We start from the raw sequence: 24163 nt of genomic DNA, 5'->3' as shown, positions 1-24163 counted from the left end.
TTCCGGAGTTCACAATGTCCAACGCAGTCCACGAGACGGACAGCAAGAATACTGTCGCATCCAAGCCGCCGCTCGATCCCCATCTGAAGGCGCTTGAAAACGAAGCCATTCACATCTTCCGCGAAGTCGCCGCCGAATTCGACAATCCCGTGATGCTCTATTCCATCGGCAAGGATTCATCCGTGCTGCTGCACCTGGCGCGCAAGGCCTTCTTCCCCGGCCGCGTGCCCTTCCCGCTGCTGCACGTCAATACCGGCTGGAAGTTCAAGGAAATGATCGAATTCCGCGACAAGATCGTCAAGGAATATGACCTCGATCTGATCTCCTACACCAACCCGCGCGGCGAGACGGAAAACGTGACGCCCTTCTCCCATGGATCGGCGCTTTACACCGACATCATGAAGACGGAAGCGCTGCGTCAGGCGCTCGATGCCGGCCAGTTCGACGCGGCCTTCGGCGGTGCGCGCCGCGACGAAGAGGCGAGCCGCGCCAAGGAGCGCATCTACTCTTTCCGCACGCCCGACCACAAATGGGACCCGCGCAACCAGCGCCCGGAACTGTGGAACATCTATAACGGCATGGTCCGCAAGGGCGAAAGCGTGCGCGCCTTCCCGCTCTCCAACTGGACCGAGGTCGACATCTGGCGTTACATCGAGGCGGAAAACATTCCGCTGGTGCCGCTCTATTACGCTGCCGAGCGTCCTTACATCGAGCGCGACGGCATGATGATCCTTGCCGAAGACGAGCGGCTGGAATTGCTGCCGGGCGAAGAGGTCCAGCACGGCTCGATCCGCTTCCGCACGCTCGGCTGCTTCCCGCTGACCGGCGCGATCCGTTCCGAGGCGGCGACGCTTCAGGAGGTCATTGCCGAGCTGGAAATCGCCACCGTTTCCGAACGGCAGGGCCGCGCCATCGACCGCGACCAGTCCGGCTCGATGGAGAAGAAAAAGCGCGAGGGCTATTTCTGATGACCGCCGCTGCGACCAACAACGCCTCCACGGCCACCATTCTGCCCTTTGCCGAACATTCGAAGGCGACGCGCGATACGCGCCCGCTTCGTCTCATCACCTGCGGCAGCGTGGATGACGGCAAATCGACCCTGATCGGCCGTCTCCTGTGGGACACCAAGGCCATCAAGGAAGATCAGGCCGCCACCCTGCACCGCGACAGCGGCAAGCAGAACGATCTCGGCCTGCCCGATTTCGCACTGCTGCTCGACGGTTTGCAGGCCGAGCGCGAACAGGGCATCACCATCGATGTCGCCTATCGGTATTTCTCCACCGACAGGCGCGCCTTCATCGTGGCCGACACGCCCGGCCACGAGCAATATACCCGCAACATGGCGACCGGCGCTTCCACCGCCGATCTTGCCGTGCTGCTCGTCGATGCGCGCACCGGCATTCTGGAACAGACACGTCGCCACGCCACCATCGCCGCACTGATGGGCATCCGGCAATTCGTGCTGGCCATCAACAAGATCGACCTGACGAATTACGACAAGGCCGGTTTTGAGCTGATCGCCCACGAGTTCCGCGATTTCGCCTCCGACCTCGGCATCAAGCAGATCACCGCCATTCCGATGTCGGCGCTGAAGGGCGAAAATGTCGTGCTGTCAGGCAAGGCATCCATGCCCTGGTATGAAGGCCCGACGCTGGTCGAAACGCTGGAGCTTGCCACGGTGCGCTCGGCGCAATCCGGCGGCTTCCGCTTCCCCGTACAGCGCGTCTCGCGCCCCGGTGAGAGTTTCCGCGGATATCAGGGCACGGTTTCCGGCGGTTCGGTCAAGCCGGGCGACAGTGTCGTCGTGCTGCCGTCAGGCATGGTCGCCAACGTCAAGCAGATCGTCACTTTCGATCTGCTGCGCAACGCCGCTGTTGCGGGTGACGCCGTCACGCTCGTCCTCGACCGTCAGGTGGACGTATCACGCGGCGACATGATCGTGTCCATCGAGGCGCAGCCGCAGACAGGGCTTGCCTTTGACGCACAGATCGTGGCGTTGCAGCCGGGCGGCATCGAAGCCGGCAAACGTTACTGGCTGAAGAGCGGCAGCCGCCGCCAGCGTGTCAGCGTGCAGCCGGTCAGCCAGCTCAACCTGAAAGAAGGCGAGTGGCAGGCGCACGAGACGTCGTTGCCGATGAATGCGATCGGCAAGGTGCGTCTCTCCTTCGACGAGACGGCGATCTTCGATGCCTATGAGCAGAACCGGGCGACCGGCTCCTTCATCCTGATCGACCCTGATACCAACAACACGGTGGCAGGCGGCATGATCGCCGGCAAGCGCAGCGTCGGCGCGACGGAAGAAAAGGGTGACCGGGTCATTCTATCCCTGCCCGCCGATCTCGCGGAAAAATTGCTGGCGAGCGAACTCTTGGCCAAGCATCGCGACGAAATCGACATCCGCCGCACCGATGGCGCAACCGCCTCGCGGCTGATCGGCGATCTCGACTGAGGATGTTCCGATATAAACAGAAAAAGGCGACCGCAGGCGGTCGCCTTTTTTCGTTACGGGCCTGTATTCGGCGCCGCTTAAAACACGAACATATAAAGCAGAACGATCACGAAGATCGGAACGCCCATAGCCCACAGCGCAATACCCTTCAGCATGTTATCCTCCATTGTTGTTGTGAATGGAGAACGGCTGAGGCGCGGTTGCGTTCCCTGCGGCTGCGCTGACAATGGCTTCATTGCAGTTCGATAACGGCATCGTCCAGTCACGACTGTTGACAGGAAAACCCGTGGAACTGCGTTCAGGCCCTGTTAATGGCCGACGCGTCACTCTCTCGCCGATGGAACTGCGTAGTTCAGCGTACGTTAGTGTCCGTCATTGGGAGATGAAGATTATGAAAATTTTGACTGCAGCGATCTGCCTGGTTTCGGTCGGCATCCTAAGCGGCTGTGTCGACGATCGAGGATACCGTAGCGGCGGATACTATACGACAGGCGTGTATTACCGCACCTATGACCGCGATCGCCAGTACCGTGACTATGACCGTCGCGACTGGCGCGACCGAAGGGATTGGCGTGATCGTCGGGACTGGCGTGGTGATCACCGCTACCGCTAACGATGATCGACTGGACTTACATTAAGGCTATTACTTCTGGCCGACGGCCGTTGTTTGCATTTTTCTCATTCTCGCGCTGGCGAGAATGAGCAATTGACTGTCCGTGTGGTCGCCAAAGCCCCAATTTTCAGGCGCAGGCGGCGAGTGCATTCTGACCCGTCCGGTTTCAAACGGTCCGGTTTCGGTACGATATTTCATTCAGGATTTTCAGGAAGTATCGGGATCAGTTGCAAGCCTCGGGAAAGATCGGGCTTAAGCTGGTCGGAGTGAGAGGATTCGAACCTCCGACCCCGTCGTCCCGAACGACGTGCGCTACCAGACTGCGCTACACTCCGTGACCAGCGGCGCTTCTATAGACCAGCCTCCGGCGTTCGACAAGCGGCATATTGCATTTTTTATGACAAGTTTTCGCGGCGCGGCGTAAGGCGAGCGTCAGGCGCTTGCGGCATAGGGCGGGATGCCGGAAAACGTTACAAAAAAGCAATTGTGGCAGGAAATTTTCGTGAAGCGGCACACCTCCCCTGCCCGTCGCCGTCAAATCTGCTAGGGGAACGGAATGACCGGCGAGAAGCCGGACTCGGCACAAAGGACATTTCACCATGCTATTTCGCAGCGTAACGCTCGCAGGGCTCGCCATTGCGCTCTCCGCCTGCACGACATCGACGGGCTCCGCCCCTTCCTTCACCCAGAAGAGCCCCGTTGAAACGCGGTGGGTCGGTCAGTCCGCGGGTATTTTCTTTGCAAAATTCGGCCCGCCGCTGAGCGACACGGAAACCGGCAGCTCGACCATCTATAATTGGCGCGGCGGCTACAAGAAGGCCACGGTTCCCGCCAGGTTCGAGGAAGGCAAGGACGGCAAGAAGGGTCGCCAGATCTCGCCAGCCCGCACCGCCTCGCTCTCCTGCACGGTTCAGCTTGTCGTTGCCAGCGATTACAGGATCACCGCCGTGCGTACGGTCTCCGACCGCCCCGGCGTCAACGGTCCAAGCTATTGCGCGGAATTCCTCGCCGCAAACTGAGTGTCCGGCCGGAAAACGAACAACAAGGCCCGCCCCAACCGGCGGGCCTTTTCACTTTTCCGGGATCATTGTCATTTTCTGAAAATTTTTCGTCAGGAACAGGGGTCCCCGGCCCATTCCGCCTCGCAAACGGCAGATTGCGAGCCTTGCCGCGATATTGGGTGCGGAGAAGCCTTTCAACCGTTTGAAAGCGCCTTCTAATCTTCACGACCATAAAAATGACAATCGGCAAAGCCGCCATAATCGCCGTTGCGGCCTTATGTCTCGGCAAAATCCTTGCAAAAGCGCTTGAACTGGGGTGATTGTATCAGGGTTGTGCCGGTTTGTGCTTTGCTGTAACGGGGCGGCCGGGAGGAGTGTTTTTAACACAAAACAAGAGTCAGGTATGGCCGTGACCCCCATCGATCAAGACAAATCCCAGCTCACTGATCTTCCTTCAGACGCATTTTCCTCCCATGCGCTTCCCATGAACCGTCGACAGGTTCTCGGCACAGCACTTGCAGGGCTTGCGGCGGCAGCGCTGCCCACCTCCCCGCTTCACGCCGACACCGCGACCAAAAAGGTCGACGTGCTGTTGATCGGCGGCGGCATCATGAGCGCGACGCTCGGTGTGTGGCTGCGCGAACTTGAGCCGACCTGGTCGATGCAGATGCTCGAGCGGCTGGACGGCGTGGCGCTTGAAAGCTCCAACGGCTGGAACAATGCCGGCACCGGCCATTCCGCGCTTGCCGAGCTGAATTACACGCCGGAAGACGACAACGGCAACGTCAAGATCGCCCAAGCCGTCAACATCAACGAATCCTTCCAGATTTCCCGGCAGTTCTGGGCATGGCAGGTGCGCAACGGCGTTTTGAAGAACCCGCGCTCCTTCATCAACCACACGCCGCATATGAGCTTCGTCTGGGGCGATGAAAACGTCGCTTTTCTGGAAAAGCGTTATCAGGCGCTCAAAGCCAGCCCGCTTTTCGCCGGCATGGAATATTCCAGCGACCCCGAACAGATCAAGAAATGGGTGCCGCTGATGATGGAAGGCCGCGACCCTTCCCAGAAGATCGGCGCGACCTGGTCTCCGCTCGGCACCGACATGGAATTCGGCGAAATCACCCGCCAATTCGTGTCGCATCTGCAGAGCGACCAGAACTTCGACCTGCAGGTCAACAGCGAGGTTTCCGATATTCAGCGCAATGCCGATGGCAGCTGGCGCGTGACCTATAGCAACCTCAAGACCGAAACCGAACACACCGTGGATGCGAAATTCGTGTTCATCGGCGCCGGCGGCGGCGCGCTGCACCTGTTGCAGATGTCCGGCATCCCGGAAGGCGACAACTACGCCGGCTTCCCGGTTGGCGGTTCGTTCCTGATCAACGAAAACCCCGATGTGACGATGCAGCATCTGGCCAAGGCCTACGGCAAGGCCTCGGTCGGCTCGCCGCCCATGTCGGTTCCGCATCTGGATACCCGCGTGCTTGGCGGCAAGCGCGTCATCCTGTTCGGACCTTTCGCCACCTTCTCCACCAAGTTCCTGAAGGAAGGCTCCTATTTCGATCTCGTCTCCTCCGTCACGACAAGCAATGCCTGGCCGATGGTGCGTGTCGGTATCGACGAATATCCGCTGGTGGAATATCTCGCCGGCCAGCTGATGATGTCGGACGACGACCGTTTTGCCGCGCTGAAGGAATATTTCCCCAACGCCAAGCAGGGCGAATGGCGTCTGTGGCAGGCGGGCCAGCGCGTGCAGATCATCAAGCGCGACGAGGAAAAGGGCGGCGTCCTCAGGCTCGGCACGGAAATCGTCGCCGCGCAGGATGGCAGCATCGCCGGCCTGCTAGGCGCTTCGCCGGGCGCCTCCACCGCCGCACCGATCATGCTCAGCGTTCTGGAAAAGGTGTTCAAGGACAAGGTGGCAACACCGGAATGGCAGGCCAAGATTCGCCAGATCGTGCCGAGCTACGGCACCAAGCTCAATGACGACCCGGAAAAGGTACAGCAGGAATGGGCCTATACGTCCGAACACCTGCAACTGCCGACCCCGCCGCAGATCGATCTTGATGCGCTGAAGGGGGCCGCACCGGCACCTGCCGGCGCGCCGGTGAAGAAGGTTCCGGATATCGCGCTGTAAGGCATAATCGCGATTTTTAGATTTGACGCCGCGTGTCTCTAGACGCGCGGCGTTTTTGTTGCTGATGAGCCTTTGTTCACAGAGCGCGAAAGTAAGGAGCTAAATTCACCATCGCTATGCCGGCTGTTCTTTACCGAACCAAGTCAACTGCTTCCGTTTGCCGGTCCGCTCTTCAAAATATTGAACGGGCCATTCTGTTAGCGGAAATATCTCATGGAAGTCGTCGTGAAGGTTTTGAGCTAAGATTGGCAGAGTGCTCAGCAATTTGTGAGCGTTCTGGTCTGTCTCCCGGATCAGGTCACCAACTCGCCACAAGTTGTCGCCGCTTCTCTCAACATAACGTTCATCCGCCACCCCACCATTATGTTCGTAGACGTGACGCCGTTCCAGCATCATCTTCAAGAACTCGGTTGTCGGGCCATCGATACCTCTCAGTAGGTCAACCTCAAACGCTGACTTGACCTCGTTGAAGGTAGGACTTTCTATGTCGTGAAAAACGAGACGTTCCAGCCGTTTCATTCTAGCCGGTTTCATAGGGATACGCTTTTTAAGCTGGTTGATCATGTCTCTACACGAAGCGTCGAACGCTGATACGGCCCTGCTGATAACCGCATCCGATACGATAGATTTTTCCACGAGACCGCTTCGCAGCTTTTGAAAGCTATCGTTTAGGCTTGCCATGTTGTTCCGGTAGCCGCACGAGGCGCAATAGCCGTACAGTCCTCGAATGTCGTTGAACTCGTCGCACTTCAAACACTCAAAACGTGTTTGTTGTGTTTCTGACACGTAGTAGAAGTCTGGGCGATTACCGGTATCTTCGGATCTAGCTATTGCGTCCATATCAATCACGAACTCGGTCTCGTTGCCGGGTTCTAGGTCCGCCTCAATGGCTTCATAGTAGGTCGCGATGTAGTGTTTGATATATCGGACATGCGCATCCGTTAGAAAATGGAATGCTTTTGTCCGCAACCCGCAATAAGGGCATGTGAGGGGGTAAATCGCGGGATGCGTACCGTTGCGATAGTAGCCGCTGCACCGTGGGCATCTATGGCCCCATTTACCGTGAGAGTCGGACCCTAGAAAGACGGCCATGCAATCAGTCGGACAAGGAGGCTCGAAGGCTTGCCCTATACCACCCATCCTTACGTCTGAAACTGGAAACCCTTGAGGAACGGCAGCATAGATAGCGACCATGACCATCGGACCGGGGCTCGACCCGCGAAACCCGGCAGCGATACTAAGAGCGCCGCTTTCATCACATCTCACGGCAAAGGTGGCCTGCCCGCCGCAGTGAGCTATCTCAGTGAAGTCTTCGCTGTATGCCGTCATTGCGCCCCCCGTTCGCTGCAACTATCTTCGATAGCTCGGCGAGTCGCAATGTCACGTATGTATCAACCACAAAGCTGCAACACCCAGCGCCTCCCAATTCGGACTAATCTGCTGATTTAATTGATAAAAAATAGAAAATGGCTGGGGCGCCAGGATTCGAACCTGGGAATGCCGGTACCAAAAACCGGTGCCTTACCGCTTGGCGACGCCCCAACAGGGCAGCTTGGGCGAAACGCCGCTGCCTGAACCGGGCCTGATTAGCAAAGCCTGCCCTAGGCGGCAATGACCTGACTGCTTATTTTTTCACAAAATCCAAGCTTTTTGGATGCCGTGCCTGACATGGCATGTTAGGGCTTGGCGATTGCGCGGCTGGGGCCGTGCGGCGGATAGCATGGCATTATCTCAGGAGGTCTCGATGGCGGACCCGGCATTCGATCTCGATTTCAGGCCGGCCTATGGCGAGGCGGTGCCTGTTGCCCCGCTTATTCAGCGCATTACCGTCAACAATCCCTCCGCTTTCACCTTCCACGGCACCAACAGCTATATCGTCGGAGACCGTTCCGTTGCCGTCATCGATCCCGGCCCGGAGGACGAGGCACATTTTCAGGCGTTGATGGCGGCGCTTGATGGCCGCGAGGTCAGCCATATCTTCGTCAGCCACACCCATCGCGATCACTCGCCGCTCGCCCGGCGGCTGAAAGAGGCGACCGGCGCGATCACGGTTGCGGAAGGCCCGCACCGCGCCGCCCGGCCGCTGCATGTGGGCGAGACCAATCCCTTTGCGGAAAGCTCCGACACGGCTTTCGTCCCGGATGTGGCACTCGGCGACGGGCAGAGCCTCTCCGGCGACGGCTGGCAACTCACGGCGCTGCATACGCCGGGACACACCGCCAACCACGCCGCCTTCGCGCTTGATGGCAGCGGCATCGTCTTTTCCGCCGATCACGTCATGGCCTGGGCCACCACCATCGTTGCACCACCGGATGGTTCGATGAGCGATTACATGGCCTCGCTGGAGCGGCTGCTTGTGCGCGACGACCGGCTGTTCCTGCCGGGTCATGGCGGCCCGGTCAACGATCCCGCCGCCTTCATGCGCGGGCTGCGCGCCCACCGCCGCATGCGGGAAAGGGCGGTTCTGAAACGTATCCGGGATGGCGACCGGCAGATCGCCGACATGGTGAAGGTGATCTATGCCAGCACCGACAAGCGCCTGCACGGGGCGGCGGCTCTTTCCGTGCTCGCCCATATCGAGGACCTGATCGAAAAGGGCGAGGTGCGGACGGACGGTGCGCCTTCGCTGCTTGGCGAATATTTTCCGGCGTGAGCCGGTATTCCTGACGGATAATATTTCACAGTTTGTTGTGGCCCTACCCGTTGAGGGGCGAGCGAGTGCTGCTTGTTTCTTCTCCCCGCCGGGGAGAAGGTCGCGGCAGCGGGTTGAGGGGGCTAGGGTAGCGATATGCGGAGAGGGTTCCCCTTCATCCGGCCCTTCGGGCCACCTTCTCCCCGGCGGGGAGAAGAAACAAGCGGCAGCGTCACAGCACCACAAATAGCCTAATTGTCGTTCAGCCCCTGCATTTCCGCATCCAGCGCATCGAGATAGGCTTCGGCGATCGCCGCACCCATGCCGAGATCGTGCGGACCGTAGCGTGAGGCGACGCGCATGTCGACGATGGTGGTTTCCGCTTCTTCCTTCAGGCGGATGAGGATGTCGAACCGCAATCCCCAGATGCGCGTGCGCGTCTCGCCCTGCATCAGCACCACACCGCTGCCGTTAAAGAAGGTGGGCTGCGGCGCTTCAAGCGGCCGGGCCATGGGAACCGGCACGATGGAGGGCAGGTCTTCGACCGGCGCTTCCTCGGCGGGCGAGGTCTTGTCCTGTTCGGGAACGCCGAGCGAGGGCGGCTCCACCGCGCCGATGACGCCTTTGGTGTGGGTGATGCGGATATTCTGGGCGGCGGCCGTTTTTTTGGCGGCGGTGTAGATGCGGTCGATCGCGCCTTCGTAACGGCGTCCGGCAAGGCTTGCGTAGGCCACGGCCTGTGCGTCACGGTCCTCTTTGGCAACGGTTGTGGGTCTTGTCAGCCATTGCTGGTTTGCAACCGGCGGCGCCAGCCATTGCGGCACATCGGTCAAGTCGGTGGAGATGTCGTAAATCTTCGGCTGCTGCCAATAGAGATATGCGCCGTAGCCGACAACGCCGAGCGGCAGCGCCGACAAAAGCAGGGCTGCCAGCGCCGAAAGGCCGCCACGCGCGCCTTTCGTCCACAGCCGTTCCAGACCGATCACCGCCAGAAGCACGGCCACCAGCGCAACGCAGGCGGCAATGATGAGCAGCCCGGCGAGATCGGGCGTCGTCAGCGGCCCGAAGCGGTGGATGCAGGCGGCGATGAGGAAAAGCACCAGCGCCGCCAGACCAAGATAGCGGGAAAGATAGGCTGCAACCGAAAAAGGCCGGACGAAACGCACAGTCATGGAAGCGGATATCCGTAAGATCGCATTGGCGTAAAAGCGTTGCACCCGAAATCTGGCAAGGGAATCACCTGCATATGATGTCATAGACCGGATTTGCGGTGAGGAAAACAAAGGACGGGTCTGATGCGATGCTAAAGTGCGCAAACCTTTCCTCAGTCATGCCCATCCTCGGGTCAGGCCCGAGGATGATCCGGCATCCAGCCACGGCACGTCTGCGCTGTGAAAGAAGCCTCTCGCAATCAAGGACTTGATCGCAATGGACCCCGGATCTAGTCCGGGGTGACGGAGTATGATGTTACGGCACCGCCAAACTATAAGCTCCGAGCCTCGGCATCGTTTCGAGCGCGTGAGAGGTCAAGGCTACGATTGGGCGGAATATTTTTCCGCATTCCCTCCGCTTAAGAGAATAATGCACCGATAGTGCAACAAATACGCAAGTCCATCCCTTAATTCACAATGGATTTCGCATATTCTCGATCCTTCCTTCGAGAATGCGTGTAAAAAGTGCATCATCCTCGTTTTCTTGCATAAAAAAGAGACAAGTCATGTCACAGGCAACGACGCCCGCCCGCTCATCCGGGCCCAAACCCTTTTATCGCAATTTTGGCTTTCAGGTTCTGTTCGCCATGGTCATCGGCCTGCTGCTCGGGCTCATTGCGCGCAATATCGGCGCGGACGCCACTGGCGGCCAGAACTGGCTTTCCGTAACGCTGCAGACAATCGGCAGCATTTTCGTGCAGCTGTTGCGCGCGCTGGTGCCGCCGCTGATTTTCACCGCTATCGTCGCCTCCATCGCCAATCTCAAGAACCTCAACAATGCGGCAAAGCTGGTCTGGCAGACGCTTCTATGGTTCGCCATCACCGCACTCATAGCCGTCGTCATCGGCATCGTGCTCGGCCTCGTCATTCAGCCGGGCGTCAACACGGCGATTGCCAATACGGCAGCGGCGGCACCGTCCTCCACGGGTTCGTGGCTGGACTTCCTCAAGGGTCTCGTCCCGGCCAACGTCTTCGGCCTCGAAGCCTCGACCAAAGTCACCAACGGTTCCGCCAGCACCTCGCTGAACTTCAACGTGTTGCAGCTGCTCGTGGTGTCGATTGCCTTTGGTGTCGCAGCACTTAAAGCGGGCAAGGCGGCAGAGCCGTTCCTCGCTTTCAATCAGTCACTGCTTTCCATCGTGCGCAAAATCCTGTGGTGGGTCATCCGCCTCACCCCCATCGGCACCATCGGCCTGCTCGGCCGCGCGGTCGATCAATATGGCTGGACGACGCTTTCGCAGCTCGGCTGGTATGCGGCGGCCGTTTATATCGGTCTGGCGCTGGTGCTCTTCGTGGTCTATCCGGCCCTGCTTCTCGCTCATGGCCTGAAGCCGTCACGCTTCTTTGCAGGCGCATGGCCGGCCATCCAGCTCGCCTTCGTGTCGCGCTCCTCCATCGGCACCCTTCCCGTCACCGAGACCGTGACGGAAAAGAGCCTCGGCGTGCCGCGCGAATATGCCGCCTTCGCCGTGCCGCTCGGCGCCACCACCAAAATGGACGGCTGCGCCGCCATCTATCCGGCGATCTCGGCGATCTTCATCGCGCAGTTCTTCCAGGTGCCGCTCGGCATCCAAGAATATGTGCTGATCGTCTTCGTCTCGGTGCTCGGCTCGGCCGCAACGGCGGGTCTCACGGGTGCCGTGGTGATGCTGACGCTGACGCTCTCCACGCTCGGCCTGCCGCTCGAAGGTGTGGGTCTGCTGCTCGCCATCGACCCGATCCTCGACATGGGTCGCACGGCGGTCAACGTCGCCGGTCAGGCACTGGTGCCCACCATCGTCGCCAAGCGCGAAGGCATTCTGGATGAGGCCGTTTATAATAACGCCAAGGACATCGACGCGCTCGATGACCGGGAGGCGGTGGCGGCCTGAGTGAAGCAAGTGGCGGCTGCTACCTGTGCACCACTTTCTTGCTGCCACGATCAATGCCAGCGACGATTTCAATCATCTTAGCGATGTCACCATGAGAGCAGCCGCCAGCAATAAAGAGCTGAGCGGCTGCAATCGCGTCTGGCGTCATTATTGGAAGACCGTTGTGCAATTCATTTAGTTTTGTCAGAGACACTGGAAGCCAATCCAACCGGCAGGCCCGAACGGGAAAACACTCAGGTAAACGTTTCATATGTCCGATAGTGGCAAACACGATCCGGCTCTTACCGTTCGCCGCATTCTTAAAGTCAATCATGCAGGCGAGTTTGGCGCTATTCGCATCTACGGAGCACAGATCTGGATGGCCCGTCGATTGTTTCCGGACATCGTGCCCGCTCTTCATGAAATGCGGGAAGACGAAATCGATCATTGCCGCCAGTTCCGTGAAGCCATGCCATCCAGAAAAGCGAGGCCCTGTCGCGTAATGGCGTTCTGGAGCCTTGGAGGTTATCTGCTCGGCTTTTTGACCGCATTGGGCGGACGCAACATGGTCTGGATTTGCACCGAGGCCGTGGAAAGTACTGTTCACCGCCATCTGGAAGACCAATTGGCCTTCTTGCAAACGAGAGATACTGAGCTTCATCAGCTGATTGCCTCTATCCAGGAACAGGAACTGGCTCATCTGCGAGAGGCTGAGGAAAACCAGACGACGCGCGGCATGGGTCACAGGTTGCTGTTGCCGATTATCGGCTTTCTCACCGACCTGATGATCTGGCTCTCGACCTGGGGAGACTCAAGCTGGATGCGCGCCGAAATGGAGCGCCCCAAACAAGTCTGACAGCTCGCCCCGATGCAACTTTCCGCCCAGACGCGGCTTTTCCCGATCATGAAACAGGCGTATCAATCGCGGCGATAAAAGTGCCGTACGACTGTCATGTTCAAGGGAGAAACAAAATGCGCGTTTCCATCGTCCTCGGTTCGCTTGCCGCCCTCATGGCGCTCACTGCCTGCCAGACGTTGACGCCGGAAGAGCGCCGGGCGCGGGACGAGGCGACGTGCCGGGGGTATGGTTTCCGCACCGGCACGGACCCGATGGCCGGATGCCTGCTGGACCTCGATCTCGACCGCCGCGCCGACAACCGCGCCTGGCAGGCGCAGATGAACCGCGACATGTTCTACCGGCCGGTGGTGGTGGAGCGGCGGATCATCGTCCAACCAAACCCCTGACCGGAATGAAGGCAACATTGCTCGCCGGCTCGCCCTGTCTGGCCTTTGCGGCAAGCGTCGCCTGAGCGGCGGCAAGGCGGGCGATTGGCACGCGGAAGGGCGAACACGACACGTAGTCGAGATCCGCATCCTCGCAGAAATGGATCGAGGCCGGGTCACCGCCATGTTCGCCGCAAATGCCCAGCTTCAGTTCCGGCCGCGTCTGGCGGCCGCGCTCGGCGGCAATGCGGATCAGTTCTCCCACGCCATCGAAATCCAGTGAAATGAACGGGTCGCGTTCGATGATGCCCTTGCGCTGATAGGTATTGATGAAACGCGCCGCGTCATCGCGGGAAATGCCGAAGGTCGTCTGCGTCAGGTCGTTGGTGCCGAAGGAGAAGAACTCCGCCGCTTCCGCAATGACATGGGCGCGCAGCGCCGCACGCGGCAGCTCGATCATGGTGCCGGTCAGATATTCGAGCGTCATGCCGGTCTCTTCCGCCACCTCGGCAGCCACCGTGTCGATGACGGCCTTGACGTAGTCGAGTTCGGACCGGAGGCCGACCAGCGGCACCATGATCTCAGGCACGACCGGCGCACCTGTCATGCGCGCTGCCGCAACGGCGGCCTCAAAAATGGCGCGGGCCTGCATTTCGGCGATTTCAGGATAGGAAATGGCCAGCCGGCAACCGCGATGGCCGAGCATGGGGTTGAATTCGTGCAGCGCATCCAGCCGCTGGCGAAACACCGTCTGCGGCATGCCCATGGCGGCGGCCACCTCGACGATTTCGCCATCGGTCTTCGGCAGGAATTCGTGCAGCGGCGGATCGAGCAGGCGGATCGTCACCGGCAGGCCGTGCATGATCTGGAACAGTTCGGTGAAATCCGAGCGCTGCATCGGCAAAAGCTGGTCGAGTGCGGCCCGCCTGCCCTTTTCGCTTTCGGCGAGAATCATCTCGCGCATCACATGAATGCGGTCGCCCTCGAAGAACATATGCTCGGTTCTGCACAGGCCGATACCCTCGGCACCGAAGGCGCGGGCGGCGCGCGCATCGGCAGGCGTATCGGCATTGGTGCGTACCGTCATGCGGCGCAGACCATCGGCCCATTGCATCAGCTTGCCGAAATCGCCTGACAGTTCCGGCTGCGTCATCGGCACCTCACCCTTCAGCACCCGGCCGGAAGAACCGTCGATCGTGATGACGTCGCCGCGCTTCAGCATGCAGCCGACGCCGATCAGGACCTTGTTGCGCATGTCGACGCGCATGGAACCCGCGCCAGTGACGCAAGGGATGCCCATGCCGCGCGCCACAACGGCGGCGTGGCTGGTCATGCCGCCGCGCGTGGTCAGAATGCCTTCGGCGGCATGCATGCCGTGAATATCTTCCGGGCTGGTTTCGATGCGGACCAGAATGACGCGGCGGCCTTCCGCTTCGGCAGCGACCGCCTCCTCCGAGGTAAAGACGATCTCGCCGGTTGCCGCCCCCGGAGAGGCGGGCAGGCCGGAGCCGATGATGGGCCGGGAAACGCCGGGATCGATGGTCGGGTGCAGCAGCTGATCGAGCGACGACGGCTCTATGCGGCAGACGGCCTCCTCCTGCGAAATCAGTCCGGCCTCGACCATATCCACGGCGATCTTCATGGCGGCGCGCGTGGTGCGCTTGCCGGAGCGGGTCTGGAGCATCCAGAGCTTGCCACGCTCTATGGTGAATTCCAGATCCTGCATCTCGCGATAGTGGTTTTCCAGCCGCTTGCAGATCGCCAGGAACTCGGCAAAAGCCTCCGGCATCAGCTTTTCCATGGAGGGCTTGTCGGAACCGGAGATCAGACGCGCCGCCTCGGTTATCGATTGCGGCGTGCGGATGCCCGCCACCACGTCTTCCCCTTGAGCATTGACGAGGAACTCGCCGTAAAGCTCCGGCTCGCCGGTGGAGGGATTGCGGGTGAAGGCGACGCCGGTTGCCGATGACGAACCGAGATTGCCGAAGACCATGGCCTGAACGTTGACCGCCGTACCCCAGTCTCCTGGAATATTATGCAGATGCCGGTAGGTCACGGCGCGATGGTTCGTCCAGCTGGCGAAAACCGCGCCGATCGCGCCCCAGAGCTGGACGTGGCAATCCTGCGGGAAGGCTTCGCCCAGCTCGTCCTCAATCAGCTTTTTGTAAAGCGAGACGACGTGCTGCCATTCGACCGCCGACATATCGGTATCGTATTCATGGCCGAGACGGCCTTTTTCATCTTCGAGAATTTCCTCGAACAGCTCGTGGTCGAGACCCATGACGACATCGGCATACATCTGGATGAAGCGGCGATAGCTGTCCCAGGCGAAACGGGCGTCGCCCGCATCGTGACCCAGCGCCTCGACCGTGCGGTCGTTGAGGCCGAGATTGAGAACCGTGTCCATCATGCCCGGCATGGAGGCGCGCGCGCCTGATCGGACCGACAGCAGCAGCGGCGTCTGGCTGCCGCCAAATGTCTTGCCGGTCACGGTCTCCATGCCGCAGAGGCCAGCCATGACCTGAAGCTTCAGCTCCTCGGGAAGATCATGACCGTTCTTGTGATAAAGGGCGCAGGCATCGGCAATGATGGTGAGGCCGGGGGGCACCGGAAGGCCGAGACTTGCCATTTCGGCAAGGTTCGCGCCCTTGCCTCCCAATATCGCAACGTCACCTGCCCGGCCTTCGGCAGCACCGTTGCCGAAGGTATAAACCCACTTTTTCATTGCACGCTCTCCACCCAGAAGCGTTGTCATTTTTCTATCATCTACAGCATTGCCAGCATGTTGGGAACGCTGCAACGTGCAGTTTACATCGCAGTGCAGCATAATTGCGGCGAATTGCGCGCCAGAATTGCCGCAAAAGCAAAATAACAGCGTTGCTGACGCATTCGTGTAGTGCGGAGAAACGGAGTGTTCCCTAAGCCATTCACATCGCCCAAAAAGAGATTATTCATGCAATTTACTCGCCGCCACACGTTGAAATTTGCCGGAATTTCTTGCGCCGCCACCGCTCTTGCCGGTGCGCTGAAAGCCGAGGGCGCCACAGCCGTCGCAAATGCCGGCGCCGCCCTTCCCTTTGCGCTGACGACGCCGATGCATATTGGTCAGGCGGCGCTTCGGGTGCGCGATCTCGATCCGATGATCGACTATTACCGTTCCGTGCTCGGGCTGAACGAGGTGGAGCGCACATCGCGCGGCGTGACGCTTGGCGTCGGCACCGTGCCGCTGCTCGATCTCGACCACAAGCCGGCGGCGGATTACGAAAGCCCCACCTCCGCCGGCCTGTTCCACATTGCCTATCTGATGCCCACCCGCAAGGATCTGGCGCGATGGCTGGTGCATGCGGCGCTCAGGCAGGTGCCGCTGTCAGGCTTTGCCGACCACAATGTCAGCGAAGCGATCTATCTCAACGATCCCGAAGGCAACGGCATCGAGGTTTACAGCGACCGGCCAAGGGACACATGGGTCTGGAACGGCCGCGTGGTGAAAATGGGCACCGAACAGCTCGACGTCGACAATCTCGTGGCGCTGACCGATACCAAAAGAAGCGACTACACAACGGCCCCGCCGATGATGCGCATCGGACATGTTCACCTGAGGGTCGGCGAGATTGCCGCCGCCCGTGCGTTTTATGAGGAAGCTATCGGCTTGCAGCCGACGCAGGACGACCGCACGGATGCGTCTTTCCTGTCCTCCGGCGGATATCACCACCATCTGGCGGTGAATACATGGAACAGCCGGGGGGCCAAGGAGCGCAACGTCACCGAAACCGGTCTCGACTGGTTTTCGCTTACCGTCCGAAACCCCGCCGACCTCGAAGCGCAAAAGACAAGGCTGCGGGCTGCCGGTTATGTGCTGGTGGAAATGGAAAATAATGTCGTGGAAGCGATCGATCCTTGGGGGACAAGGCTGCGGCTGGTGCCGGAGTGAGTGGGCGACGGTTTGAGGCGGAGTGTCTGCCGTGAGGCGATATTTGCACCACTTCATCTGAGTGCAGCAAAGCGCCACATCCGCACTCCCTCATTCCTGTGCTTGTCACAGGAATCTAGCCAACCCAAGTCTTTGGGTTGAAAGGACTTTCTCGCCACGCAGACGCGTGTCGGCTGGATTCCTGTGACAAGCACAGGAATGAGGGACGCGAGGCACAAGACCAATAAAAAAGCCTTGCGAGGCTGCGGCAGCAGCCTCGCAAGGCATTCCATCCGGTACAGGAAACCGGATGGTGGGGTCTGGAGAGAACCCTTATCCATTCCAGAAAAAACATAGCAAAATCCTGCGCATGATCGTCCACCCGAATGGGTGATGCGGGGAGATAAATTCGCGGCGATCGGAAAACGAAACTCAGACGGCTTCGCGCAATTGCTCGGCGGTCTGCAAATCCACCGATACCAGTTGCGACACGCCCTGTTCGGCCATGGTGACGCCGAAGAGGCGGTTCATGCGCGCCATGGTGATGGGATTGTGGGTGATGATGACGAAACGCGTTTCGGTGGAGGTCACCATCTCGTCCATCAGGTTGCAATAACGCTCGACATTGTGGTCGTCCAGCGGCGCGTCCACCTCGTCCAGCACGCAGATCGGCGCGGGATTGGTGAGGAAGACGGCAAAGATCAGCGCCATGGCGGTCAGCGCCTGCTCGCCGCCCGAAAGCAGCGTCATGGTCTGCGGCTTCTTGCCCGGCGGACGGGCGAGAATTTCGAGCCCGGCTTCCAGCGGATCGTCGGATTCGATCAGCTGCAATTCCGCCGTACCGCCGCCGAACAGATGGGTGAAAAGCCGCTGGAACTGCGAATTGACCACATCGAAGGCGGCGATCAGCCGTTCGCGTCCCTCGCGGTTGAGGCTCTGGATGCCGGCGCGCAGCTTGCGCACGGCGTCGATGATATCGTCGCGCTCCTTGATGAGGGCCGCGAGCTTGGCGGAAAGCTCCGCCTGTTCTTCTTCCGCGCGCAGATTAACGGCGCCCAGCCTCTCGCGCTCGATCTTCAGCCGGTCGAGATCGCGCTCGACATCGCGAATATCGGGTTTCGGCTGGTCGGGGCCAAGGCCGGTCAGGCGCAGCGCCATATGCGGCTCGGTATTCAGCGTTTCGCGGATGCGATGTTCGGTTTCCTGCCGCTTTTCGCGGGCGGAAACCAGCCGTTCCTCGGCGCGTCCGCGCTTTTCGCGGGCTTCGGCCAATTCTGAAAGGGCGGTCACCGCAACCCGGTCGGCGGTGCGTTGCAGGTTTTCCGCCTCTGCCAGCCGGTCGGCGGCCTGACGGCGGGATTCTTCGGTTTTCTGAAGCTCGGTGAGGAGGTTACGGCGTTTCTCGTCGAATTCCTCCGGCGCTATGTCCAGCTCGGCGATTTCCTCACGCGCCTCTTCCTCACGTTCGCGCAGGGTAGCGATATGATCGGCGGCACTGGCCGCCCGCGATGCCCAAGTGGAGCGCTCCTGCGCAATCGCTTGCAGCCTGCGCTGGCGGCTTTCCGCTTCGCGGCTCACCCCCTCGTGGCGGGCGCGTGCTTCCGCCAAGAGGCCACGATCGGTGGCGACTTCGAGCTGGCTTTCACGCAGGCGAAGATCGAGCGCGGAAAGATCGGGCGCATCTTCCATTTCGATGCGGGCGTTTTCCTCCTGACCGACGATCTCGTCGATCTGCGCGCCGATCTGGTTCAGCGCTTCGGAGACGATATCGCGGCGGCGCAGAAGATCGCCCGAGGCGCGTTCGGCTGATGTCAGAGCCTCGCGCGCTTCGGCAAGGTGGCGCGTCGCCAGCCGGCTTCTGTCACGCACCTCCGAAAGCCGCAATTCGGCGCCTCTGATATCATCGGTTCTGACGGAGAGCTGTTCTTCGGCCTCCTCAAGGACAAAACGGGCCTCTTCCAGCTCCGTCTCGATTTCGGCAAGGCGGTTCTTTTGCGCAAGACGAAGGGCGGCGGCTCCCGGCGCATCGGCGCTGGCGATGTGGCCATCCCAGCGGAACAACGCACCCTCCCGCGTCACCAGCCGCTGGCCGGCCTTCAGCGATGGCATCAGGCGCAGGGCTTCCACAGTGTCGGCCGCAACGCCGATCTGGGCGAGACCGCGTCTCAGCGCATCCGGCGCCTGCGCGTAATCCAGCAGCGGTTTCACGCCCTGCGGCAAGGCGGGATCGCCCGAACCATCACCATTACCGGCCCAAAAAGCGGGGGCGGCGGGATCGAGGGCACTTTCGAGATCGTCGCCAAGGGCTGCACCAAGTGCCGCCTCGAAACCACGCTCGACCGTCATTTCTTCCGCAACAGGCGTGAAACTGCCATTGGCGACGGCACTGGAAGCGAGGATTTTGGTGATGGTGCGCGCTTCCGTATCCAGCGCGTTCAACCGGTTTCTTGCGCTCTCCAGCGGCCCGCGCGCCAGCGCTTCGGCGGAGCGCGCCGCGGCAACGGCAGCTTCGGCTTCTTCCGCCACGATCAGCGCGTCCTCGACCGCGATCTCGGCTGCCTCGACAACCTCCCGGCGCTCCGACGGATCGGGAAGGCCGGAGAGTTTTTCATCGACGGCATCGATCTCGGAGGACGCTTCCTGTGATTGGCGTTCCAGCCGGAGTTTGCGGTCGGAAAGCTCGCGGATCGCCCGTTCCAGCTGCTGGCGCCCGGCGGCGGCCTCGGCGCGCTCGGCGGTGATGGCGGTGAAAACGGCTTCGCTTTCGGTGAGCTTTGCGGCGGCAGCCTCGAAGACTTCGCGCATCTCTTCGGCATGGCGGCCTGAATCGGAGAGGATTTCGAGAAGGTCGGCCTCTTCCTCATCGAGCCGGGCGAGGATCTGGGTATTATCAGAGACAAGCCGTTCCTCGCGGACGATATCTTCGCCAAGCTGCGAAAGACGGCGCGCCAGCTCATCGCGGCGGCGCAACAGGCGGTTCGCCTCGTCATCCAGCTGGGTGCGGGCGATTTGCAGGCGTTGCAGGGCGGCGGCGACACGCGCCTCGTCCTCGCGCAGTTCCGGTAGCTTCAGGCTGGCAATGCCCTGCTGTTTTGCCGCTTCCATCTGCGCCTGCGCCTTTTCGGCGACGATGTTCGTGGCCTGATTGAGCGCGGTTTCTCCCTCGCCTTCCGCCTCTTTCGCCTCCACCCAGCGAATGTGCAGCAGGGTCGCCTCGCGGGCGCGGATATCCGCCGACAGCATCTTGAAGCGGCTGGCCTGCCGCGCCTGCCGTTTCAGGCTTTCGATCTGGCTTTCCAGCTGAGCGGTGACGTCCTCCAGCCGCTCCAGATTGGTCTCGGCTGCCCGCAGGCGAAGCTCTGCCTCGTGGCGGCGGGAATGCAGGCCGGAAATGCCGGCGGCCTCTTCCAGAAGCTGGCGGCGGGCCTGCGGCTTGGCATTGATGAGTTCACCGATACGGCCCTGCCCGACCATGGAGGGTGAGCGCGCGCCGGTGGAAGCATCCGCAAACAGAAGCTGCACATCCTTGGCGCGCGCTTCCTTGCCATTGATGCGATAAACTGAGCCGTTTTCGCGCTCGATACGGCGCGTCACCTGAATTTCGTCGGCATCGTTGAAGGCGGCTGGCGCGGTGCGATCGGAATTGTCGAGATAAAGGCCGACTTCGGCAGTGTTTCTGGCCGGACGGTTGCCGGAGCCGGAGAAGATGACGTCATCCATGCCGGATGCGCGCATGTTCTTGTAGGAGTTTTCGCCCATCACCCAGCGAAGCGCTTCCACCAGATTGGACTTGCCGCAACCATTGGGACCGACGACGCCGGTCAGACCCGGCTCGATGATGAATTCGGAGGGTTCGACGAAGGATTTGAAACCGACGACGCGCAACTTGTTGAACTTCATGCCGCCATGCTCCAGCCGGAAAGACGACAATAAAAAACGGGCGTACGGAGGTATCCGCCGCCCGTTCCTTTATGGGTCCGGCGATCAGAGCAGCTTGTCGATGACAGCTGACATGGTTTCAACCGACATGTCTCCCGCGTATTTCTTGCCGTTGATGATGAAAGTCGGCGTGGAGTTGACGCCGAATTCCGTCGCACCGCGTTGCATCGTTGCGTTCACATCATCCAGAAGTTTCTGGTTCGTCAAGCAGGCCTCGAAAGACTCCTGTGAGAAACCCGCCATTTTCGACAATTGCAGCAGGGCGGCGCGGGCATCCTGCGCTGTCGCCCAGCTCTGCTGCTGCTTGAAGAGCATGGAAACGAACGGGAAATACTGCCCTTCCGGAGCGCAACGCGCCAGCATGAAGGCGGCAGCGGCACGCGGATCGAACGGGAATTCGCGGATGACGAAATAGAGCTTGCCGGTATCGATGTATTTCTTCTTGATCTCGTCAAAGGTCTTGTTGTGGAAGTTCGCGCAATGCGGGCAGGTCATCGACATGTATTCGACGATCTTGACGGGGGCGTTCGCATCGCCGAGCGCCGCTTCCGGCAGCGGGCCGGGCTTCAACACCGCAGCCATATCCACCTCGCCGGTGGATTCAGGCAATTCCTGCGCCTGGGCGATGCCCGGCGTGAATGCGAAAGGCAGGGCTGCGGCAACGGCCGCAAGAGCTACGCCGCCAAGCAGGCCGCGACGGGAAATGGTCAGTTCGGGAAAATGCATGAAAGCACCTGTTGGTAATAGACTCTATTGTCCGTTGATTCCGATATAGCGCCAGCCTGTTCATCACAAGCGGCGTTTTGAACTCTTCTTGTCAAAGAATTGTGACCAGTCAAGGACAATGCGCTCACATCAAATCGTCCCGCCCTGCGGCTTCTTCTTCTGCATCACCGCCGTGCCGAGCCTTTCCACCGCCTTGCGCAGCGCCTCGCTCTCGATACCGTCCATCATGTCATCGAGACGTTTTGCCGCATCGCCGCGCAGCGGCGGCGGCTTTCGTTTGCGGGTAACGGGCTGCGATACCGGCTTCTGCACGATCCTGATCTGGCGCACGGCGGGAAAGCCGAAAAAGCCGTTGATGCGGGCGATGAGTTCGCCCTGCGCATGGGTCAGAAACAAAGCACGCGCACCTTCGCAGGCGATCGTCAGCACGCCCGGCTGATAACCGCCGCGATCCGGCCCCTCGTCGCGGCGCGGCCAGGTGATTTTCTCCGGCCGCGTGCAATCGGCAAAATCCTCACCGGCGATCTCGTCCCACGAGCCGAGCAGCGCCGTGTTGATGCCCGCCCGTTTCGACAGGAGGGGATCCATGATGCCATTGGCTATTTCGGCGATCTGGATGACGCCTTTGCGTGGATATCGCATATTTCACTCGGGTTTCAGGACCGCACAGGCGCGGAGCTTCTTGATAGGTCGGTATGAATGGCCAACTATAGGCCGAATCGAAGAGAAACGGCAAACCATGCTTCAAAAAACCGCCCCGGCGCCTCAGGCGCACATGCTGCTCGCATGGTACGACCGCCACCATCGCGAGTTGCCGTGGCGCACCTCTCCGGCCATGGCGAAACAAGGAAAACGTGCCGATCCCTATCATGTCTGGCTGTCCGAAGTCATGCTGCAGCAGACGACGGTGCAGGCGGTAAAGCCTTATTTCCTGAAGTTCCTCGCCGCCTGGCCAACCGTTGGCGATCTGGCGGCGGCACCGGTCGAGGATGTCATGGCCGCATGGGCGGGACTGGGCTATTACGCCCGCGCCCGCAACCTGAAAAAATGCGCGGAAGCCGTGGCTAAAGAGCATGGCGGCGTCTTTCCGGACACCGAAGAGGGCCTCAAAAAACTGCCCGGCATCGGCGATTATACGTCCGCAGCGGTTGCCGCCATCGCCTTCAACCGGCAGTCGGCGGTGATGGATGGCAATGTGGAGCGGGTCATCTCCCGCCTCTTTACCATCGACGCCCCCCTGCCCGGCTCGAAACCCGCAATGAAAGCCAAGGTGGCTGAACTCACGCCGGCAGACCGGCCCGGCGATTTTGCGCAGGCGATGATGGATCTCGGTGCGACGATCTGCACGCCGAAGCGGCCGGCCTGCGCGCTCTGTCCGTTCAACGGTTACTGTCTTGCGCTTGCCCATGACGAACCGGAGCGTTTTCCGGTCAAGGCTGCGAAAAAGACAAAGCCGGTGCGGCTTGGGGCCGCCTTCGTGGCGGTGAATGCCAGCGGCGAAATTCTGCTCCGGCGGCGCATCGAAAGCGGCCTTCTCGGCGGCATGACGGAGGTGCCGACAACGGCATGGACCGCCCGTATGGATGGCGGCACGGACACGACCCATGCGCCCTTTGCCGCCCCCTGGCAGGCGGCGGGCGTCATCGTGCATGTCTTCACCCATTTCGAGCTGCGGCTCACCGTCTATCGCGCGCAGGTGCCGGACGGTCTTCCAACCGGCCCGAATGACGGATGGTGGGAGCCGGTTACAAATCTTGACGCGCAAGCCTTGCCGACAGTGATGAAAAAAGTCATCGCACAGGCTATTCCATCTGCATTTTGACAAGAGCAGGAAGTTCGATGACCAAGATTGACCATATCGTATTCGACATCGGCAAGGTGCTGATCCACTACGATCCGCATATTCCCTATAGCCGTCTCATCCCCGATGCCGACGAGCGCAAATGGTTCTTCGACAATATCTGCACCCATGACTGGAACCTCGAACAGGATCGCGGACGTCGCTGGGAAGATGCCGAGGCGCTGCTGGTGGAACGGTTTCCCGAGCGGGAAGAACATATTCGTTCCTTCCGCAAGTTCTGGCACGAAATGGTCTCGCATTCCTATGACGACAGCGTCGCGATCATGGTTGCCCTGATCGACAGCGGTCACGACGTGACGATGCTGACCAACTTCGCCTCCGACACCTTTCGCGAGGCACAGGAGATGTTTCCGTTCTTGAAGCTGCCGCGCGGCGTGACTGTCTCTGGCGATGTGAAGCTGTTGAAGCCGGGCGTGGCGATCTACGATCTGCATGCCAAGGAATTCGGCCTCGACCCTGCCGCGAGCATCTTCATCGACGATACGCTTGCGAATGTCGAAGGCGCCAAGGCCGCGGGCTGGGAGGCGGTGCACTTCACTAGCGCCGAGAAGCTGAAGCAGGATTTGCGGGCCTATGGGGTGGAGGTGTAGAAGACGAAGGGGGCTGCGGA

At 60.5% G+C, this 24163-nt stretch carries 19 protein-coding genes and 2 tRNA genes; 12 read left to right on the top strand and 9 right to left on the bottom strand.

Annotation, left to right across the window (positions count from 1 at the left end; translation table 11 throughout):
* The first annotated feature begins 14 nt into the window (after positions 1–14).
* From cysD to QSK43_RS24930, 3 genes are all read left to right on the top strand, one after another.
* A complete protein-coding gene (gene cysD, locus QSK43_RS24940) occupies positions 15–968 on the top strand; it encodes a sulfate adenylyltransferase subunit CysD (RefSeq protein WP_045018182.1) in 954 nt (317 codons plus the stop codon).
* Positions 968–2449 (top strand): sulfate adenylyltransferase subunit CysN, encoded by a 1482-nt coding sequence (gene cysN / locus QSK43_RS24935; RefSeq protein ID WP_332305721.1) that lies wholly within the window; start codon positions 968–970, stop codon positions 2447–2449. The genes cysD and cysN overlap by 1 nt, the downstream gene beginning before the upstream one ends.
* A 391-nt stretch (positions 2450–2840) precedes the next feature.
* Positions 2841–3062 (top strand): hypothetical protein, encoded by a 222-nt coding sequence (locus tag QSK43_RS24930; protein ID WP_332305720.1) that lies wholly within the window; start codon positions 2841–2843, stop codon positions 3060–3062.
* A 30-nt stretch (positions 3063–3092) separates the two neighbouring features.
* On the opposite strand, the gene QSK43_RS24925 is transcribed toward QSK43_RS24930, so the two are convergent.
* Together QSK43_RS24925 and QSK43_RS24920 are read right to left on the bottom strand one after the other, a co-directional pair.
* Complete coding sequence (locus QSK43_RS24925; protein ID WP_332305719.1) at positions 3093–3260, bottom strand: hypothetical protein; 168 nt, start codon at positions 3258–3260, stop codon at positions 3093–3095.
* A 60-nt stretch (positions 3261–3320) separates the two neighbouring features.
* Positions 3321–3397: transfer RNA gene (locus QSK43_RS24920), tRNA-Pro, on the bottom strand.
* A gap of 264 nt (positions 3398–3661) precedes the next feature.
* On the opposite strand from QSK43_RS24920, the gene QSK43_RS24915 reads away from it, so the two are divergent.
* Both QSK43_RS24915 and mqo read left to right on the top strand, forming a co-directional pair.
* Entirely contained in the window at positions 3662–4081 is a 420-nt protein-coding gene (locus QSK43_RS24915) for a hypothetical protein (protein ID WP_332305718.1), read from the top strand.
* A gap of 385 nt (positions 4082–4466) precedes the next feature.
* Positions 4467–6200, top strand: a complete 1734-nt coding sequence (gene mqo, locus QSK43_RS24910; RefSeq protein WP_332305717.1) for a malate dehydrogenase (quinone) — start codon at positions 4467–4469, stop codon at positions 6198–6200.
* Between the two features lie 114 nt (positions 6201–6314).
* Here mqo and QSK43_RS24905 read toward each other — a convergent pair whose 3' ends face one another.
* A complete protein-coding gene (locus tag QSK43_RS24905) occupies positions 6315–7529 on the bottom strand; it encodes a hypothetical protein (RefSeq protein ID WP_332305716.1) in 1215 nt (404 codons plus the stop codon).
* Positions 7530–7667: 138 nt separating this feature from the next.
* Positions 7668–7742, bottom strand: a tRNA-Gln gene (locus QSK43_RS24900).
* Between the two features lie 202 nt (positions 7743–7944).
* Between QSK43_RS24900 and QSK43_RS24895 the strand changes: the two genes are divergently transcribed.
* The gene (locus QSK43_RS24895; RefSeq protein WP_332305715.1) at positions 7945–8853 is read left to right on the top strand and encodes an MBL fold metallo-hydrolase; all 909 of its coding nucleotides are present in this window, start codon (positions 7945–7947) and stop codon (positions 8851–8853) included.
* 230 nt (positions 8854–9083) lie between these two features.
* On the opposite strand, the gene QSK43_RS24890 is transcribed toward QSK43_RS24895, so the two are convergent.
* Positions 9084–10004, bottom strand: a complete 921-nt coding sequence (locus QSK43_RS24890; protein ID WP_332305714.1) for a DUF1499 domain-containing protein — start codon at positions 10002–10004, stop codon at positions 9084–9086.
* Between the two features lie 545 nt (positions 10005–10549).
* On the opposite strand from QSK43_RS24890, the gene QSK43_RS24885 reads away from it, so the two are divergent.
* The 3 genes from QSK43_RS24885 (at position 10550) to QSK43_RS24875 (ending at position 13138) form a co-directional block, all read left to right on the top strand.
* A complete protein-coding gene (locus QSK43_RS24885) occupies positions 10550–11914 on the top strand; it encodes a dicarboxylate/amino acid:cation symporter (protein ID WP_332305713.1) in 1365 nt (454 codons plus the stop codon).
* A gap of 250 nt (positions 11915–12164) precedes the next feature.
* On the top strand, positions 12165–12749 hold the full coding sequence (locus QSK43_RS24880) for a demethoxyubiquinone hydroxylase family protein (protein WP_045021123.1): 585 nt from the start codon (positions 12165–12167) through the stop codon (positions 12747–12749).
* A gap of 116 nt (positions 12750–12865) precedes the next feature.
* Complete coding sequence (locus QSK43_RS24875; protein WP_332305712.1) at positions 12866–13138, top strand: hypothetical protein; 273 nt, start codon at positions 12866–12868, stop codon at positions 13136–13138.
* Here the strand turns inward: QSK43_RS24875 and ppdK are convergent.
* Complete coding sequence (ppdK, locus tag QSK43_RS24870) at positions 13116–15842, bottom strand: pyruvate, phosphate dikinase (RefSeq protein WP_332305711.1); 2727 nt, start codon at positions 15840–15842, stop codon at positions 13116–13118. The genes QSK43_RS24875 and ppdK overlap by 23 nt on opposite strands.
* Before the next feature lie 228 nt (positions 15843–16070).
* Here ppdK and QSK43_RS24865 point away from each other — a divergent pair, with 228 nt between their 5' ends.
* Positions 16071–17048 carry a VOC family protein gene (locus tag QSK43_RS24865; RefSeq protein ID WP_332305710.1) on the top strand — a complete coding sequence of 326 codons (978 nt, stop codon included), beginning with the start codon at positions 16071–16073 and terminating at the stop codon, positions 17046–17048.
* A 411-nt stretch (positions 17049–17459) separates the two neighbouring features.
* Here the strand turns inward: QSK43_RS24865 and QSK43_RS24860 are convergent, their stop codons facing one another.
* The 3 genes from QSK43_RS24860 to QSK43_RS24850 form a co-directional block, all read right to left on the bottom strand.
* Positions 17460–20927 carry a chromosome segregation SMC family protein gene (locus tag QSK43_RS24860; RefSeq protein WP_332305709.1) on the bottom strand — a complete coding sequence of 1156 codons (3468 nt, stop codon included), beginning with the start codon at positions 20925–20927 and terminating at the stop codon, positions 17460–17462.
* Positions 20928–21011: 84 nt separating this feature from the next.
* Positions 21012–21692, bottom strand: a complete 681-nt coding sequence (locus QSK43_RS24855; protein WP_045021057.1) for a DsbA family protein — start codon at positions 21690–21692, stop codon at positions 21012–21014.
* Between the two features lie 129 nt (positions 21693–21821).
* Entirely contained in the window at positions 21822–22334 is a 513-nt protein-coding gene (locus tag QSK43_RS24850; protein WP_045021055.1) for a DUF721 domain-containing protein, read from the bottom strand.
* Between the two features lie 97 nt (positions 22335–22431).
* On the opposite strand from QSK43_RS24850, the gene mutY reads away from it, so the two are divergent.
* Positions 22432–23514: an A/G-specific adenine glycosylase gene (mutY, locus tag QSK43_RS24845; protein WP_332305708.1), complete on the top strand. Its 1083-nt coding sequence runs from the start codon at positions 22432–22434 to the stop codon at positions 23512–23514.
* A gap of 17 nt (positions 23515–23531) precedes the next feature.
* On the top strand, positions 23532–24143 hold the full coding sequence (locus QSK43_RS24840) for an HAD family hydrolase (RefSeq protein WP_332305707.1): 612 nt from the start codon (positions 23532–23534) through the stop codon (positions 24141–24143).
* The last annotated feature ends 20 nt before the right edge of the window (positions 24144–24163 follow it).

This window comes from Rhizobium sp. GR12 (assembly GCF_036596185.1).
Taxonomy (GTDB): Bacteria; Pseudomonadota; Alphaproteobacteria; order Rhizobiales; family Rhizobiaceae; genus Agrobacterium; species Agrobacterium nepotum.
Note: the sequence above shows the minus strand (reverse complement) of the source record. Positions and strands in the feature narration are given on the sequence as shown.

What these genes read in the sequence shown, in the direction of transcription:
- QSK43_RS24890 (WP_332305714.1), bottom strand. Translation starts at nt 10,004, where the DNA reads ATGACTGTGCGTTTCGTCCGGCCTTTTTCGGTTGCAGCCTATCTTTCC.
- QSK43_RS24925 (WP_332305719.1), bottom strand. Translation starts at nt 3,260, where the DNA reads ATGAAATATCGTACCGAAACCGGACCGTTTGAAACCGGACGGGTCAGA.
- ppdK (WP_332305711.1), bottom strand. Translation starts at nt 15,842, where the DNA reads ATGAAAAAGTGGGTTTATACCTTCGGCAACGGTGCTGCCGAAGGCCGG.
- QSK43_RS24875 (WP_332305712.1), top strand. Translation starts at nt 12,866, where the DNA reads ATGCGCGTTTCCATCGTCCTCGGTTCGCTTGCCGCCCTCATGGCGCTC.
- mqo (WP_332305717.1), top strand. Translation starts at nt 4,467, where the DNA reads ATGGCCGTGACCCCCATCGATCAAGACAAATCCCAGCTCACTGATCTT.
- QSK43_RS24905 (WP_332305716.1), bottom strand. Translation starts at nt 7,529, where the DNA reads ATGACGGCATACAGCGAAGACTTCACTGAGATAGCTCACTGCGGCGGG.
- cysD (WP_045018182.1), top strand. Translation starts at nt 15, where the DNA reads ATGTCCAACGCAGTCCACGAGACGGACAGCAAGAATACTGTCGCATCC.
- QSK43_RS24850 (WP_045021055.1), bottom strand. Translation starts at nt 22,334, where the DNA reads ATGCGATATCCACGCAAAGGCGTCATCCAGATCGCCGAAATAGCCAAT.
- QSK43_RS24895 (WP_332305715.1), top strand. Translation starts at nt 7,945, where the DNA reads ATGGCGGACCCGGCATTCGATCTCGATTTCAGGCCGGCCTATGGCGAG.
- QSK43_RS24880 (WP_045021123.1), top strand. Translation starts at nt 12,165, where the DNA reads ATGTCCGATAGTGGCAAACACGATCCGGCTCTTACCGTTCGCCGCATT.
- QSK43_RS24915 (WP_332305718.1), top strand. Translation starts at nt 3,662, where the DNA reads ATGCTATTTCGCAGCGTAACGCTCGCAGGGCTCGCCATTGCGCTCTCC.
- QSK43_RS24885 (WP_332305713.1), top strand. Translation starts at nt 10,550, where the DNA reads ATGTCACAGGCAACGACGCCCGCCCGCTCATCCGGGCCCAAACCCTTT.
- QSK43_RS24930 (WP_332305720.1), top strand. Translation starts at nt 2,841, where the DNA reads ATGAAAATTTTGACTGCAGCGATCTGCCTGGTTTCGGTCGGCATCCTA.
- QSK43_RS24840 (WP_332305707.1), top strand. Translation starts at nt 23,532, where the DNA reads ATGACCAAGATTGACCATATCGTATTCGACATCGGCAAGGTGCTGATC.
- QSK43_RS24865 (WP_332305710.1), top strand. Translation starts at nt 16,071, where the DNA reads ATGCAATTTACTCGCCGCCACACGTTGAAATTTGCCGGAATTTCTTGC.
- cysN (WP_332305721.1), top strand. Translation starts at nt 968, where the DNA reads ATGACCGCCGCTGCGACCAACAACGCCTCCACGGCCACCATTCTGCCC.
- mutY (WP_332305708.1), top strand. Translation starts at nt 22,432, where the DNA reads ATGCTTCAAAAAACCGCCCCGGCGCCTCAGGCGCACATGCTGCTCGCA.
- QSK43_RS24855 (WP_045021057.1), bottom strand. Translation starts at nt 21,692, where the DNA reads ATGCATTTTCCCGAACTGACCATTTCCCGTCGCGGCCTGCTTGGCGGC.
- QSK43_RS24860 (WP_332305709.1), bottom strand. Translation starts at nt 20,927, where the DNA reads ATGAAGTTCAACAAGTTGCGCGTCGTCGGTTTCAAATCCTTCGTCGAA.